13 protein-coding genes are annotated in these 14,262 nt (G+C 65.7%); 9 read left to right on the top strand and 4 right to left on the bottom strand.

All coding sequences use genetic code 11. The features are described 5' to 3' along the window. Window positions 1–202: 202 nt before the first annotated feature. The 6 genes from adhP to E2E30_RS06315 all read left to right on the top strand — a co-directional run bounded on the left by adhP (window position 203) and on the right by E2E30_RS06315 (window position 6,745). Entirely contained in the window at window positions 203–1,243 is a 1,041-nt protein-coding gene (gene adhP, locus E2E30_RS06340; protein WP_133188268.1) for an alcohol dehydrogenase AdhP, read from the top strand. Window positions 1,244–1,274: 31 nt separating this feature from the next. Then, a complete protein-coding gene (locus E2E30_RS06335) occupies window positions 1,275–2,372 on the top strand; it encodes an Acg family FMN-binding oxidoreductase (protein ID WP_133188266.1) in 1,098 nt (365 codons plus the stop codon). A gap of 118 nt (window positions 2,373–2,490) precedes the next feature. Then, window positions 2,491–3,021, top strand: a complete 531-nt coding sequence (locus E2E30_RS06330) for a GNAT family N-acetyltransferase (RefSeq protein ID WP_133188264.1) — start codon at window positions 2,491–2,493, stop codon at window positions 3,019–3,021. A gap of 46 nt (window positions 3,022–3,067) precedes the next feature. Continuing rightward, window positions 3,068–4,576: an acetyl-CoA hydrolase/transferase family protein gene (locus E2E30_RS06325; protein WP_133188262.1), complete on the top strand. Its 1,509-nt coding sequence runs from the start codon at window positions 3,068–3,070 to the stop codon at window positions 4,574–4,576. A 266-nt stretch (window positions 4,577–4,842) separates the two neighbouring features. Further along, a complete protein-coding gene (gene araD1, locus E2E30_RS06320) occupies window positions 4,843–5,826 on the top strand; it encodes an AraD1 family protein (protein WP_133188260.1) in 984 nt (327 codons plus the stop codon). A 1-nt stretch (window position 5,827) separates the two neighbouring features. Continuing rightward, complete coding sequence (locus tag E2E30_RS06315) at window positions 5,828–6,745, top strand: Gfo/Idh/MocA family protein (protein WP_133188258.1); 918 nt, start codon at window positions 5,828–5,830, stop codon at window positions 6,743–6,745. A 59-nt stretch (window positions 6,746–6,804) separates the two neighbouring features. Here the strand turns inward: E2E30_RS06315 and E2E30_RS06310 are convergent, their stop codons facing one another. Further along, window positions 6,805–8,619: an IlvD/Edd family dehydratase gene (locus tag E2E30_RS06310; RefSeq protein WP_133188256.1), complete on the bottom strand. Its 1,815-nt coding sequence runs from the start codon at window positions 8,617–8,619 to the stop codon at window positions 6,805–6,807. Window positions 8,620–8,810: 191 nt separating this feature from the next. Here E2E30_RS06310 and E2E30_RS06305 point away from each other — a divergent pair, with 191 nt between their 5' ends. From E2E30_RS06305 to E2E30_RS06295, 3 genes are all read left to right on the top strand, one after another. Beyond that, window positions 8,811–10,124 carry a sugar MFS transporter gene (locus E2E30_RS06305; protein ID WP_133188254.1) on the top strand — a complete coding sequence of 438 codons (1,314 nt, stop codon included), beginning with the start codon at window positions 8,811–8,813 and terminating at the stop codon, window positions 10,122–10,124. A 310-nt stretch (window positions 10,125–10,434) separates the two neighbouring features. Continuing rightward, the gene (locus tag E2E30_RS06300) at window positions 10,435–10,620 is read left to right on the top strand and encodes a hypothetical protein (RefSeq protein WP_133188252.1); all 186 of its coding nucleotides are present in this window, start codon (window positions 10,435–10,437) and stop codon (window positions 10,618–10,620) included. After that, window positions 10,617–10,943 (top strand): hypothetical protein, encoded by a 327-nt coding sequence (locus E2E30_RS06295; protein WP_133188250.1) that lies wholly within the window; start codon window positions 10,617–10,619, stop codon window positions 10,941–10,943. The genes E2E30_RS06300 and E2E30_RS06295 overlap by 4 nt, the downstream gene beginning before the upstream one ends. A 231-nt stretch (window positions 10,944–11,174) precedes the next feature. On the opposite strand, the gene E2E30_RS06290 is transcribed toward E2E30_RS06295, so the two are convergent. From E2E30_RS06290 to E2E30_RS20905, 3 genes are read right to left on the bottom strand one after another with little or no spacing between them, the layout of a single operon-like run. Continuing rightward, window positions 11,175–12,623, bottom strand: a complete 1,449-nt coding sequence (locus tag E2E30_RS06290) for a sugar porter family MFS transporter (protein ID WP_133188248.1) — start codon at window positions 12,621–12,623, stop codon at window positions 11,175–11,177. 25 nt (window positions 12,624–12,648) lie between these two features. After that, entirely contained in the window at window positions 12,649–13,515 is an 867-nt protein-coding gene (locus tag E2E30_RS06285; RefSeq protein ID WP_133188246.1) for an SMP-30/gluconolactonase/LRE family protein, read from the bottom strand. Then, on the bottom strand, window positions 13,515–14,261 hold the full coding sequence (locus E2E30_RS20905) for an SDR family NAD(P)-dependent oxidoreductase (RefSeq protein ID WP_206365693.1): 747 nt from the start codon (window positions 14,259–14,261) through the stop codon (window positions 13,515–13,517). The genes E2E30_RS06285 and E2E30_RS20905 overlap by 1 nt, the downstream gene beginning before the upstream one ends. Window position 14,262: the final 1 nt, after the last annotated feature.

The raw sequence follows: 14,262 nt of genomic DNA, 5'->3' as shown, positions 1-14,262 counted from the left end.
AGCGCTCAGGCTGACCGGCGCAAGGCAGTTGCCGGTCGGAGCTATGCGTATTTTCCGAGTCTGCCCAAACGCGGGCCGCGACTTCTAGGGAAGAGAGGCCAGAGCGCTCGTGCAGGCGGCCGTGTCGCGGCACCGCTGTCAGCGTGTCGCGCGCGTGTCAGGTCGAAACGATTCTCGCATTTCCCCCGGAAGGAGCCTGCTCATGGCCAAGACAATGCACGCCGCAGTCGTGACCGCATTCGGACAGCCGTTGGCGCTCCAGGAGGTTGCGATCCCGACGCCAGGTCCCGGGCAGATCCTCGTCAAGACCGAGGCGTGCGGGGTCTGCCATACCGATCTCCACGCCGCGAAGGGCGACTGGCCGGTCAAGCCCAACCCGCCTTTCATCCCCGGGCATGAGGCGATCGGCATCGTCGTCGCGCTCGGCGCCGGAGTGACCCGCGTCAAGGAGGGTGACCGCGTCGGCGTGCCGTGGCTCTATTCGGCATGCGGACATTGCGAATATTGCCTGTCGGCGTGGGAGACGGTGTGCGGCGAGGCCAAGTTCGGCGGCTACACGCAAAATGGCGGCTTCGCCGAATATATGCTCGCCGACCCCGATTATGTCGCGCACATCCCTGTCGGGCTGAGCGCGGTCGAGGCCGCGCCGCTGATCTGTGCTGGCATCACGACGTATAAGGGCATCAAGGAAACGCAGGCGCGGCCGGGCGAATGGGTCGCGATTTCGGGGTGTGGCGGGCTTGGCCATCTCGCGATCCAATATGCCAAGGCGATGGGTTTGAACGTCGCCGGGATCGACATCGACGACGGCAAGCTCGCCCACGCGACGCGGCTCGGCGCCGATCTCGTCATCAACGCAAAGACGCATAGTCCCGCCGAAATACTCAAGGAGAAGTCCGGCGGCGGGGCGCACGGCGTGCTGATCACCGCGCCCTCGCTCGCCGCGTTCAAGCAAGGCGTCGCGATGACGCGCAAGCGCGGGACCTGCGTGCTCGTCGGCCTGCCGCCGGGCGAGTTCCCCGTGCCGTTGTTCGATGTCGTGGCGAATTGCATCACCGTGCGGGGATCGTTCGTCGGCACGCGCAAGGATATGGCCGAGTGCCTCCAATTCGCCGCCGATGGCAAGGTCAAGGCCGACATCGAGCTGCAGCCGTTGGCGGCGATCAACAGCGTGTTCGAGCGGCTCGAGCGCGGCGACGTGCCGTCACGCGTCGTGCTCGACTTCACGCCGGCCGACGCCTGAGCCCGTCTCGCACCGATCGGAAGGGTCTGGGATGAACCGCCGAAATCTTCTGATCGGGGGCGGGGCAGCCGCGCTCGGCGTCGTGGGGGCTGGCTGGGCCGGCCTTCAAGACCTGTCCTCGATGACCGCGTATGATGCGGCAGCTGCCGCCGCGCGTATTCCGCTTGGCGGCAACCCGGCGCTGGCCGAGCTCGTCCGCTTCGCGACGCTTGCCCCCAACGGCCATAATACGCAGCCGTGGCGCTTCCGCCTCGGCACGAACCGGATCGACGTGCTCCCCGACTTCAGCCGGCGTACCCCGGTGGTCGATCCCGACGATCACCATCTTTTCGTCAGCCTGGGATGCGCGACCGAAAACCTCGTGCTGGCGGCGGCTGCGTCGGGGCATCGCGGGGCGGCGGTGTTTGCGCCCGACGATGGCGGGACGATCGGCTTTGCGTTTCGCCCCGGCCCGCCCGTCGATGATCCGTTGTTCTGGGCGATCCCCAAGCGGCAATCGACGCGTGGCCGCTATGACGGGCGATCGCTGCCCACCGCCGAGCTCCGCGACCTGGCGATCGCGGCAGCGGTGCCCGGGGTCGAGCTGATCCTGATGACCGAACGCCGCGATAGGGCGATCGTGCGCGACATGGTCATCGACGGCAACTCTAGGCAGATGGCCGACCCGGCTTTCGTGCGCGAACTCAAGCAGTGGCTGCGCTACAATCCGCACGCGGCGCTGCGGACACGCGACGGCCTGTTCAGCGCGGCGAGCGGTAACTCAGCGCTGCCGAGTTGGGCCGGGCCGGCGCTGTTCGATCGCTTCGTTACCGCCCGCTCGGAAAACGACCGATATGCGCGCCAGCTCGACTCTTCGGCCGGCGTGGCGATCTTCCTTGGGGCAAAGGCGGATCCCGACCATTGGGTGCGCGTCGGTCGGGCGTGCCAGCGGTTCGCGCTCCAAGCGACCGCGCTCGGCATCAAATGCGCGTTCGTCAATCAGCCGGTCGAGGTCGCCGGTTTGCGACCCGAGCTTGCCGCGGTGATCGGCGCGCCGGGCATGCGGCCCGATCTCGTCCTGCGCTTCGGGCGTGGGCCCGCGTTGCCCTATGCGCTGCGTCGTCCGGTCGCAGCGGTGTTGGCGGCATGACGCTGCGTCTGGCCCGATCTACGTAGTTTCATCAGCAGCCAGCCCGACCTTCGCAGCGCATGAGGCGCTCTTGTGAAGCTCGGAATCGGGTTTCGTTTGCCAAGCGGAAGGGCCTTCGATGCATCAGCCGAGCCAGACACTCACCACGCGCAGCGGATTTACCTTTCACGTGCGCCCGGCGCGGCCCGAGGACGATGGCACCGTCGCCGAGTTCTTTACGCACGTGACGCGTGAGGATCTGCGGTTTCGCTTTCTCACCGGAATGAACGAAGTCGCGCCGGCACAGATCACCGCTCTCACGCACGTCGATCATCGCTGGACCGAGAATTACCTCGCGTTCACGCATGACGGAGCGACGATGATCGCGACCGCGATGCTCGCCTGCGACCCGGGGTTCGAGCGCGGCGAAGTCGCTATCGCGCTCCGCAAGGATTTCAAGCAGCACGGCATCGGCTGGACGCTGCTCGCGCATATCGCCGCGGTCGCCGACACCAAGGGCGTCAAGGTGCTCGAGGCGATCGAGAGCCGCGATAATCACGCCGCGATCGAGGTCGAGCGCGACATGGGCTTCACGGTTGCCCCTTATCCTGGCGACGGCGCGTTGTTGCTGGTGAGCCGCTCGATCGGTCACGCCGCGGTACAGGCTTGACCGCACGCTGCGCACGCCCCGGATTGTAACGGCCAAGAGGAAGTTCATGCCTTCGAAAATCAGCGCGCATTTGCGCGACCGCGTCATGGGGGCCGAGGCGGCCGCAGCGCTGATCGCACCGGGCAGCACGGTCGGGCTGAGTGGCTTTACTGGATCGGGCTATCCAAAGGCAGTTCCGCTAGCGCTCGCCGCGCGGATCGAGGCCGAGCACGCGCTCGGGAATCCGTTCCGGGTCCGCGTGTGGACGGGGGCGTCGACCGGGCCCGAGCTCGATGGCGCGCTTGCGAAGGCCGACGGGATCGAGTTTCGCCTGCCGTACAATTCCGATCCGATCGCACGCGAGAAGATCAACCGTGGCGAGATGGACTATTTCGACATGCATCTGAGCCAAGTCGCGCCGATGGCGTGGCAGGGCTTTCTCGGGCCGCTCGACACCGCCGTGATCGAAATCGTGGGCATTCGCGACGACGGATCGCTGATTCCGTCGTCGTCGGTCGGCAACAACAAGACCTGGCTCGACCGCGCCGACCAGATCATCCTCGAGGTGAATCGCTGGCAGAACCCCGCGCTCGAGGGAATGCACGATATCTATTACGGCACCGCGCTGCCGCCGCACCGCGTGCCGATCCCGCTCGTCCGCCCCGACGACCGGATCGGCGAGGCCTATTACCGCGTCGATCCCGCCAAGATCGTCGCGATCGTCGAGACCGACGCGCCCGATCGCAACTTGCCGTTCGCAGCACCCGATGCCGCAGCCGAAGCGATCGCCGGGCATTTGATCGAGTTCTTCCGCCATGAAGTCGCGCGCGGGCGGTTGCCGGCGTCGCTGCTGCCGTTGCAGTCGGGGGTCGGCAACACCGCCAATGCGGTGCTGAGCGGGCTCGTCGCTGGACCGTTCGAGGCGATGACGTCGTACACCGAGGTGATCCAGGACGGCATGCTCGACTTGCTCGATTCGGGGAAACTGCTGATGGCGTCGGCGACCGCCTTCTCGCTCAGTCCGGAGGCGGCGGCGCGGCTCAATGCCGATCTGCGCGCGTATCGCGACAAGATGATCTTGCGCCCGCAGGAGATCAGCAACCATCCCGAGCTGATCCGCCGGCTCGGCTGCCTCGCGATGAATGGGCTGATCGAGGCGGACATCTACGGCAACGTCAATTCGACGCACATTATGGGATCGCGGATCCAGAACGGGATCGGCGGCTCGGGCGATTTCGCGCGCAATGCCTATGTCTCGATCTTCATGACGCCGTCGACCGCCAAGGGCGGCGCGATCTCGGCGATCGTGCCGCAGGCGAGCCATGTCGATCATATCAGCCAGGACGTCCAAGTGCTCGTCACCGAGCAAGGCCTCGCCGATCTGCGCGGGCTGAGCCCGAAGCAGCGCGCGCAGCTGATCATCGAGAATTGCGCGCATCCCGCTTATCGCCCCGCGCTCGCCGACTATTACCGCCGCGCCCGGCTGGGCTCTTACGGCCAGCAGACGCCGATGCTGCCGGGCGAAGCGCTGTCGTGGCACCAACGCTTCCTCGAGACGGGCACGATGCGGATGTGACCGGGATCCACCGGTGATGACGGTCGGCTTTTGCCCCGCGCCGATTTGACCCCTACGCTCGGGTGGCGGTCGATGTCGACTGGGCGGAGACTCGCTGTTGCGGCCGACCTTGGACCGTTATCTGGGAGATGCGGTAGCTAGCGCCGCTGCCATCACCAAAGCTTGGGGAGCTTGGTTGAACATCTGCAAGCGCGCTGCTAGCTGGTAGTCGGACTAATAGCGCGCAGCGGTTCGATCGGCTGCGGGGCTTTGTGGAGAGGTTACCGATGAGCGTATCGCTCGTTCAATTTCGCGGCGCTGACGGCGCTCGCGGCGTCGCTGCGCTCGGTCCCGACGGCTCGGCGCGCGTCGTGCCCGGCGCCAGCACCACCATCGCGCTTGCCAAGACGGCGCTCGCCGACGGAGTCGGTCTGGCCGAGGCGGTGGACCGCGCCGGCGTTGGCGACCCGCTCGACCTGGCGAGCGTTACGCTGCTCTCGCCGGTTGACCATATCGATCCCGCGCATCTGCTGTTGACTGGAACGGGCCTCACGCATCTCGGCTCGGCCGAGGGGCGCGACAGGATGCACCGCGCTGCAGTCGAAAATCCTGCGCCGACCGACTCGATGAAGATGTTCCTGATGGGGGTCGAGGGCGGCAAGCCGTCCGAGCCGGGGCAGGGCGTCCAGCCCGAATGGTTCTACAAGGGCGACGGGTCAAAACTGGTCGGCCCCGGCGAGCCGCTGCGCTCGCCCGCCTTTGCGCTCGATGCAGGCGAGGAGCCCGAGATTGCCGGCATCTATTTGATCGATGCCGACGGCACGCCGGTCCGGCTTGGCTTCGCGCTCGCCAATGAGTTTTCGGACCATGTCACTGAGCGGGGCAATTATCTGTGGCTGGCGCATTCGAAGCTGCGCAATGCCGCGCTCGGCCCCGAATTGCGCGTCGGTGCGCTCCCCGCCGACGTCCGTGGCACCAGCCGGATCGTGCGCGACGGCGCGACGCTGTGGGAAAAGCCGTTCCTGTCGGGCGAGGCGAACATGTCGCATTCGATCGAAAATCTCGAGCATCACCATTTCAAATATGCGCTTTTCCGCCGACCGGGCGACGTGCACGTCCATTTCTTCGGGACTGCGACGCTGTCGTTCAGCGAAGCCGTGCAAACCCAGGAAGGCGACGTGTTCGAAATCGAAGCCGTCCCGTTCCATTTGCCGGTGCGCAACCCGATCGCGATCGATGCGCCGGTGACTGTCAGCATGAAGGCGCTTTGAGATGGTGATCCACATCGGCATCGTCGGCGTCGGCAAGATCGCGCGCGACCAGCATATTCCCGTCCTCGACGCCTCGCCCGATTTCGATCTCGTCACCGCCGCCAGCCGGCACGGGCGGATCGAGCACGGGGTGACGCACACCACGATCGAAGAGATGCTCGCCGCCGAGGAGATCGACGCGGTCTCGCTGTGCCAGCCACCGCAAGTCCGCTTCGAGGCGGCGCGTCTGGCGATCGCTGCCGGCAAGCACGTGTTTCTCGAAAAGCCACCCGGCGCGACGCTGAGCGAAGTCGACCTGTTGCACGCACTGGCACGCGATAAGGGGGTGACGCTGTTTGCGAGCTGGCATTCGCGCTACGCAGCGGGGGTCGAAGCTGCCCGGGCATGGCTGGCGGGCAAGACGCTGCGCTCGGTCCATATCGAGTGGAAGGAAGACGTGCGCCATTGGCATCCCGGCCAGGCGTGGATCTGGGAAGCCGGCGGGATGGGGGTGTTCGATCCCGGGATCAACGCGCTGTCGATCGCGACCGCGATCCTGCCGGGCTTCTTCCTGACGCACGGCGTGCTGGAGATTCCAGCCAATCGCGCTTCGCCGATCGCAGCCGATCTGCACTTCACCGATGCGGCGGGAACGCCGATCCGTGCGGAGTTCGACTGGCGCCAGACGGGCCCGCAGACGTGGGACATTAAGGTCGAGACCGATGCCGGCACGCTTGTGCTGTCGAAGGGTGGCAGCGAATTGCGGATCGACGGAGTCGAGCAGAGGCTCGCGCCTGAGGCCGAATATCGCGGGTTGTACGATCGCTTTGCGGCGCTGATCGCGGCGGGCGAGAGCGACGTCGATGTCGCGCCGTTGCGGCACGTGGCCGATGCCTATCTGCGCGGCGAGCGGCGGCAAGTCGAGGTGTTCGAGGAGTGAGCGACGATACGTAGCGAAGCGACGGCGGCGGCAACCGCCGTCCCCTCTTTTGTGTCGGCTCAGTGGCTGTCGCGCGGCAACCCTCGTGTCTGTGCGATGCGCTGATACTTTTCGGCACCCTCGAGGATCGCGCCGGTGTTGAGCTGGCCGACGACGGCGCGCTGCATTTCCTGCCATGGCGTCTGCGAGGCCGGATACTGATACCCGCCCGCTGCGACCAGCGCGGCGCGGCGCTCGGCAAGCTCTTCGTCCGAGATCAGCACATCGGCGGTGCCGCGACCGAGATCGATCCGCACGCGGTCGCCCGTCTTGAGCAGTGCCAGTCCGCCATGCGCCGCCGCTTCGGGCGAGGCGTTGAGGATCGACGGCGAGGCCGACGTGCCCGACTGTCGACCATCGCCGATGCACGGTAGCGCGTGAACGCCTTCGCGGATCAGATACGCGGGCGGTCGCATGTTAACGACCTCGGCCGCCCCAGGATAGCCGATCGGGCCGGCACCACGCATGAACATCAGCGTCTCGCGCGTGATGCCGAGCGCGGGATCGTCGATCTGGTGGTGATAATCCTCAGGACCGTCGAACACGATCGCCGGCCCTTCGAACGCCTCGGGATCCTCGGGGTTGGAGAGATATTGCTCGCGGAACTCGGCGCTGATCACGCTCGTCTTCATGATCGCGGCGTCGAACAGATTGCCCTTGAGCACGACGAAGCCGGCTTCCTCGACGAGCCGCGTCTCGAAGGTGCGGATCACGCGGTCGTCCTCGATCGTCGCATCCCGGCAATTGTCGCCGATCGTCCGCCCGTTGACGGTCAGCGCGCCTTCCTGGATCAGGTCGTGGCGCATGAGTTCTGCGACGACGGCGGGCACGCCGCCCGCGCGATAATAATCCTCGCCGAGATATTCGCCGGCCGGCTGCAGATTGACGAGCAGCGGGACCTTGTGGCCGTGGGTCTGCCAGTCGTCGAGCTCGAGCTCGGCGCCGACATGGCGCGCGATCGCCGCCAGATGGATCGGCGCGTTGGTCGATCCGCCGATCGCCGAATTGACGACGATTGCGTTGAGGAACGCGTCGCGCGTCATGATGTCGGACGGCTTGAGGTCCTCGCGGACCATGTCGACGATCCGCTTGCCGGTGAGATAGGCGACCTCCTGGCGGTCGCGATACGGCGCGGGGATCGCGGCCGAGCCCGGCAGCATCATGCCGAGCGCCTCGGCGAGTGAGTTCATTGTCGTCGCCGTACCCATGGTGTTGCAATAGCCGGTCGACGGGGCGGACGAGGCGACGAGCTTGATGAAGCCGGCATTGTCGATCTCGCCCTTGGCGAGCATTTCGCGCGCCTTCCACACGATCGTGCCCGAGCCGGTGCGCTCGCCCTTGTGCCAGCCGTTGAGCATCGGTCCGACCGACAGCGCGATCGCCGGGATGTTCACGGTTGCCGCCGCCATCAGGCAGGCGGGCGTCGTCTTGTCGCAGCCGATCGTCAGCACGACGCCGTCGAGCGGATAGCCGTAGAGCGTCTCGACGAGGCCAAGATAGGCGAGGTTCCGGTCGAGCCCGGCGGTCGGGCGCTTGCCGGTTTCCTGGATCGGATGGACCGGGAATTCGATCGCGATGCCGCCCATCTCGCGGATGCCCTCGCGCACGCGGTCTGCCAGCACGAGATGATGGCGGTTGCACGGCGACAGGTCGCTGCCGGTCTGCGCGATGCCGATGATCGGCTTGCCCGACTGGAGTTCCTCGATGCTGAGCCCGAAGTTCAGATAGCGCTCGAGATAGAGCGCGGTCATGTCGATATTGTCGGGATTGTCGAACCAGGCGCGCGAGCGCAGGCGAGCGAGCGGCGTGGCGGGAGCGGTAGGCGTGTCGGTCATGCAGGATCGTCCGGACTGAGTCAGCAGCAGCGCGGCGACCTCCCTAGGCGCGGACGGGTTTCCACATTCCCGCGCCACACACTCCGGTCGCCGAGGCTATCTGTTGACGAGATAGAGCGAGACTTATACTCGGACAAATACCGAGAAGGCAATCCGCCGCGCGCGGGGTTCGCCACATGGAGGATCTACGAATGGCCGCACCCGTGATTGCCGCGCCTGCCCCCGTCGCATCGGGCGATTCGCCCGACAATGGGCGCTATCGTTCGGCACTGACGCTGCTGGCGAGCCTGTTCTTCATGTGGGGCTTCATCACCGTCATCAACAACACGCTGCTGCCGCACCTGCGCAGCGTGTTCGACCTGAGCTATACCCAGACGACGCTGATCGAAAGCGTGTGGTTCATCGCCTATTTCGTCGCGTCGATCCCCTCGGCCAAGCTGATCGAGCGGATCGGCTATCAGCGCTCATTGGTGGTCGGCCTCGTCATCATGGCGGCGGGTGCGCTCGGGATGATCGTCGCGGCGCGGATCCCGTCGTACGGGGTGACGCTGTTCGCTTTGTTCGTCATCGCGAGCGGCATCACGTTGCTGCAGGTCGCCGCCAACCCGTATGTCGCGGTCGTCGGCAAGCCCGAGACCGCGTCGTCGCGGCTCAATCTGGTGCAGGCGTTCAACTCGCTCGGCGCGACGCTCGCGCCGCTGTTCGGCGGGTATCTGATCCTCGGTCGCTCGACCTCGGGCACGGCGGCGGCGGGGGCCGCAGCGCTGACCCCGGCGCAGCGGCTCGCCGACGCGCAATCGGTGCAATTGCCGTATCTGATCGTCGCGGTCGTGCTGGTCGTGCTCGCGGTCGTCATCGCGCGGTCGCCACTGCCGGCGATGGGCGCTGCCACCAAGCGCAACGCCAAGGCCGAGCGCGCCAACCATTCGCTCTGGTCGCACCGCAACCTGATCTTCGGCATCCCGGCGATCTTCATCTATTTGATCGCCGAGATCGGCGTCGGCAACCTCTTCATCAACTTCATCAGCCAACCCGAGATCGGCAACACGACGCACGAGCAGGCCTCGCATTATCTCTTCCTGCTGTGGGGCGGGATGATGGTCGGCCGCTTCGTCGGCAGCTATCTGATGCAGCGCATCCCCGCCGAGTACGTGCTAGCCGCCGCCAGCATCGGCGCGTGCGTCGTGATGCTGATCGCAACCTTCACCACGGGGCATGTCGCGATGTGGGCGCTGATCTCGGTCGGGCTGTTCCACTCGATTATGTTCCCGACGATCTTCACGCTCGGCATTCGCGGGCTCGGGCCGCTGACCGAGGAGGGATCGGGGCTGCTGATCATGGCGATCGCGGGCGGTGCGCTGGTGATCGTGCAGGGCAAGCTGGCGGATATGTACGGGCTGCAGACCTCGTTCCTGCTGACGGCGGTGTGCGAGCTGTATGTGCTGTTCTACGCGGTGTGGGGGTGCCGGGTGAGTGCCGAGGTGGCGGCGCAGGAGGCGGCTTGAGTGCCGCGCGGGGTTGGTTGACTCGATTGACCCCAAGACGTGATGTTTACAAAGCCGATAGTTTCCGTTTTTGCGCTAATGCGCGGGCGCGGGTTCGACGATTTCAAAGAGCCTGACGGGTATATCATGAAAGCTGGGATGTAGGACAGCGCCGGGTCTGCTGGCGGGCGGGCGCGGTTTGTTCGCGTGGGCTGCCGTGGGCTTCGGCACTGCTAGGAGCCCGCATTGCCGCTCGCAGGCTCAATCGTTTCCGGTGCAGGCGGGAAAACATTGCCGCTGAGCTGCCGCAAAACGGAAGCTCGTCGGCGCAATGGATGCCCGCCTGTGCGGGGATGACGATAAAGACGAAAACCGACCACTTGCAGTCGTTCCCGCGTCGTGGCTTACCCGTCTCATGCCTGATACCCGCATCACGATCGCTGACGGCAAGCAACGCTTCAGCAAGAAGCTTCGCGAGATTGTGAAGCACAAGCCGGTGACGGAGAAGTTGGTGTGATGAATGGCTATGTTTGCTGTTTCTGCGGCAAGGACATAACCAAAGATGACTACGCGGCTCTGCATCTGATCGCGAGCAACCTGTGGGAACGGGAAGCGGCGCAGAGTGTCTACGCCCATTCCCGCTGCGCAGAGGAGCATATCGCGTTTGGCCAGATCTCCCCCGACGCGCTCCTTGATGGCACCGCTGGCCATTCCGCGCAGGAGATTATCTGGGGAGAAGACGAAGGCCGCCGGATTAAGGTGCCGCGGTGGGGATGTCCCGCGATCTCCGTGGCGCTCCTTGCAGGCGCTTATTTACTGATCCGCATTTCGGGTTTCTGAACTTCGCGATCGCCAAATCGTTATGGCATGGCGAACGGCAGCTTTCCACCGAATACGGTTTCTCAGCATCGGTACCACCCGATCGGACGTCACCTCCCTATTGGCAGGCATCCAAAGGACTGCGAGCGCATCCGCAAATGAAAACGAGACCGCGATGGCATCATCGCGGTCCCGTCAAAAGCGATCTGCTCGAAGATCGGAGCTGCACGCGCCACCAAGGTGGCGCGCGCCTTACCCCTCCATCGCCTCGAGCGACTTGCCCTTGGTCTCGTGGATGAACTTCTGCACTAGGAAGAAGCTGATCACCGCGCACACCGCGTAGAACGAATAGCTCTTCGCCAGGCCGATGCTCCCGAGCATGATCGGGAACGACTGTGCGACGAGATAATTGGCGAACCATTGCGCAAAACCGCAGACCGCGAGCGCCGAACCCCGGATCTGGTTCGGGAACATCTCGCCGAGCATCACCCACATCACCGGGCCCCAGCTGATGTTGAACGCGAACGAATAAGCGAGCGCCGCGCCGACCGCGAGTTGCCCCATATGGCCCGGCAGCGTGAGCTTTTCGGCGACGAGCGTGCCGGTCGAGAAGGCATAGACCATCGCGAACAGCGTGACCGCCATGCCCGCCGACCCGATCAGCAGCAACGGCTTGCGGCCGATCTTGTCGACCAGACCGATCGTGATGAAGCACGCGACGATCGAGATCGTCCCCGAGATGATGTTGGTCATCAGCGCCTCGGACTCGGAGAAGCCCGCCGCCTGCCACAGCGTCGCGCCGTAATAGAAGATCACGTTGATGCCGACGAACTGCTGGAACACCGCGAGCAGCAGACCCGCCCAGACGACCGAGCGAAGCCCGAGGAAGCCGCGGCCGCCCGGCGGCGTCAGCACGTCGGAGAGGCGCGGGCGATGGTCCTTCGAGAAGCTTGCTTGAATCTCGCCGAGCGTCAGTGCGCCCTGGCGGGTGCCGAACAAGCTCGTCAGCACGTTCAGCGCTTCTTCATCGCGCTGCTTCGAGACGAGGAAGCGCGGGCTTTCGGGGATGAAGAACAGAGCGATGAAGAAGACCACCGCGGGCACCGCCTGCAGCAGGTACATCCAGCGCCACGCGGCGATGCCGAACCAGAGCGGGTTGAGCGAGGCGACGTCGTTGGGGTTGACGGGGTTGGACGCGGCTGCCGCGAGGTAATAATTGGCGAAGAACGCCGCCGTCAGACCGGTGATGATCATGATCTGCTGGACGGTCGTCATGCGGCCACGGATGTTGGGCGGCGCGACCTCCGAGATATACGCGGGCGACAGCACGCTGGCCGCGCCGACCGCGATCCCGCCGCAGATGCGCGCGATGACGAACAGCGTATGGTCGTGCGCGATCCCCTGGACGAGCGCACCGAGCAGGAACAGCAAAGCAGCATAGCGCATCACGTTGCGACGGCCGATCGCATCGGCGAGCGTGCCGGCGGAGAACGCCCCGATGACGCAGCCGATCAGCAGCGATCCGACGGTGAAGCCCAGCCCGGCATCGTCGAGCGCGAACGCCGCCTTGAGCCCGGGCTGCGTCCCGTTCACCGCGCCGCTGTCATAGCCGAACAACAGTCCGCCGATCGTGGCCACCGCCACGATCGCCGCAATGAACCCCAGATTGCCCCTTTGGGTATCGGGCTGCGTGAGTGCCATATCGTTTTTCCGCTCCTGAAATCGTTTATAGTTTTGCTGGATAGACGGGCAGGCCACACACGCCGGCGTCGAACGCGAAGAGATTGCCGGCGAGCGGCTGCGCTTGCAAATCCTGTCGTGTCAGGCCCTTGCGCGCGGTTGTTGCATAGGCGGTGCGCAGATCTGGGCCGCCGAAGGCGATCTTGGTGACGTTGGCGACGGGGAATTCCACCGTCTCGATCAGCGTGCCCGCCGGATCGTAGCGCCGCACGCCCCAGCCGCCGAACAGCGCGACCCAGACACAGCCTTCGGCATCGATCGTCGAGCCATCGGGATGGCCTTCGCCGGGTGCGATTTCGCAGAACAGTTCGGTCGCGGCGAGCGTGCCGTCGTCGTTGAGGACGACGCGCCACACGCGCCGGCCGAGCGTATCGGTGTGGTAGAGCGTGCCGCCATCGGGCGCGATCGCCGGGCCGTTGGTGATGACGACGGGGGCGAGGCCGCTGTCGGTGCTGCCGTGCGGATCGGCACGATAGAGCCGGCCGCTCGCGTCCTGCTCGGCATTGTCCATGCTGCCGAACCAGATGCGGCCCTCCGCATCGGTCGTCGCATCGTTGAGGCGGTTGCCGGGGAGGTGCGGCTCGGGATCGAACAGGTGGGTAAACTGCCCGCCGCCGGGGTCGAAGGCGTGCAGGCCGGTGTCGAGCCCGGCGATCATCCCGCCGCTCGCGCGCGGTAGGACCCAGCCGACTTCGCCCGGCGCGTCCCAGTGCTGCAGAGCATCGCGCGCCGGATCGAAACGGTAGATCCGCGAGCGCTTGATGTCGACGAACCACAAGGCCGCGTCATGCCAGACCGGCCCTTCGCCGAGGATCGCGCCGATCGGCTGGACCGAGCGTACCGCGCCGACCATCAGCGCCAGCCCGCGTCCACGAAATAGTCATGGCCGGTGCACATCCGCGCATCGTCCGAAGCGAGGAACAGCGCGAGCGATGCGACGTCGGACGGCTGAATGCGGCCATCGAGGCATTGCGCGGCGACGATCTCGGCCTCGCCCTCGGGGGTGTACCAGCGTTCCTGCCGCGGGGTCTGGATATTGCCGGGGACGATCGTCGTGACGCGAATGTTGTCGCGGCCGAGATCGCGCGCGAGGCTGCGCGTGAGACCCTCGATCGCGGCCTTGGCGGTCTGGTAGAGGACCAGATCGGGGAGCCCGAGATGCCAGCTGATCGATCCGAAATTGACGATCACGCCGCCGCCCGCGGCCTTCATGCCGGGGACCACGGCCTGGGCGGCGAAGAACAGGTGGCGGAGGTTGGTCGCCATCCGCTCGTCCCAATAAGCGGGCGTCACTTCCTCGATCGTGTGGCGGTCGTCGCGCGCGGCATTGTTGATGAGGATGTCGATCCCGCCGAGCTCGGTCGAGATCCTGGCGATCGTTGCGGTGAGCGCATCGATGTCGCGCAGGTCGCAAGCGTGGAAGCGGCCGGGCGCGAATTTCGCCGCGGTCGCTTCGCCGGCTTCCCGGTCGATGTCGATGAACGCGACGTTTGCCTGCTGCGCCGCGAACGCTTCGACTAGCGCAGCGCCGATCCCGCTGCCGCCGCCGGTGACTAACACGCGCTTGTCGACGAGACTAGGATAGACGGCACCGCTCACC

The sequence above is a fragment of the Sphingomonas sp. AAP5 genome (assembly GCF_004354345.1).
Taxonomy (GTDB): Bacteria; Pseudomonadota; Alphaproteobacteria; order Sphingomonadales; family Sphingomonadaceae; genus Sphingomonas; species Sphingomonas glacialis.
This window is presented reverse-complemented; position numbering and strand designations above follow the sequence as displayed.

Excerpts from the sequence above, each read along its gene's own strand:
- adhP (WP_133188268.1), top strand. The coding sequence starts at position 203 with ATGGCCAAGACAATGCACGCCGCAGTCGTGACCGCATTCGGACAGCCG.
- E2E30_RS06335 (WP_133188266.1), top strand. The coding sequence starts at position 1,275 with ATGAACCGCCGAAATCTTCTGATCGGGGGCGGGGCAGCCGCGCTCGGC.
- E2E30_RS06330 (WP_133188264.1), top strand. The coding sequence starts at position 2,491 with ATGCATCAGCCGAGCCAGACACTCACCACGCGCAGCGGATTTACCTTT.
- E2E30_RS06325 (WP_133188262.1), top strand. The coding sequence starts at position 3,068 with ATGCCTTCGAAAATCAGCGCGCATTTGCGCGACCGCGTCATGGGGGCC.
- araD1 (WP_133188260.1), top strand. The coding sequence starts at position 4,843 with ATGAGCGTATCGCTCGTTCAATTTCGCGGCGCTGACGGCGCTCGCGGC.
- E2E30_RS06315 (WP_133188258.1), top strand. The coding sequence starts at position 5,828 with ATGGTGATCCACATCGGCATCGTCGGCGTCGGCAAGATCGCGCGCGAC.
- E2E30_RS06310 (WP_133188256.1), bottom strand. The coding sequence starts at position 8,619 with ATGACCGACACGCCTACCGCTCCCGCCACGCCGCTCGCTCGCCTGCGC.
- E2E30_RS06305 (WP_133188254.1), top strand. The coding sequence starts at position 8,811 with ATGGCCGCACCCGTGATTGCCGCGCCTGCCCCCGTCGCATCGGGCGAT.
- E2E30_RS06300 (WP_133188252.1), top strand. The coding sequence starts at position 10,435 with ATGGATGCCCGCCTGTGCGGGGATGACGATAAAGACGAAAACCGACCA.
- E2E30_RS06290 (WP_133188248.1), bottom strand. The coding sequence starts at position 12,623 with ATGGCACTCACGCAGCCCGATACCCAAAGGGGCAATCTGGGGTTCATT.
- E2E30_RS06285 (WP_133188246.1), bottom strand. The coding sequence starts at position 13,515 with ATGGTCGGCGCGGTACGCTCGGTCCAGCCGATCGGCGCGATCCTCGGC.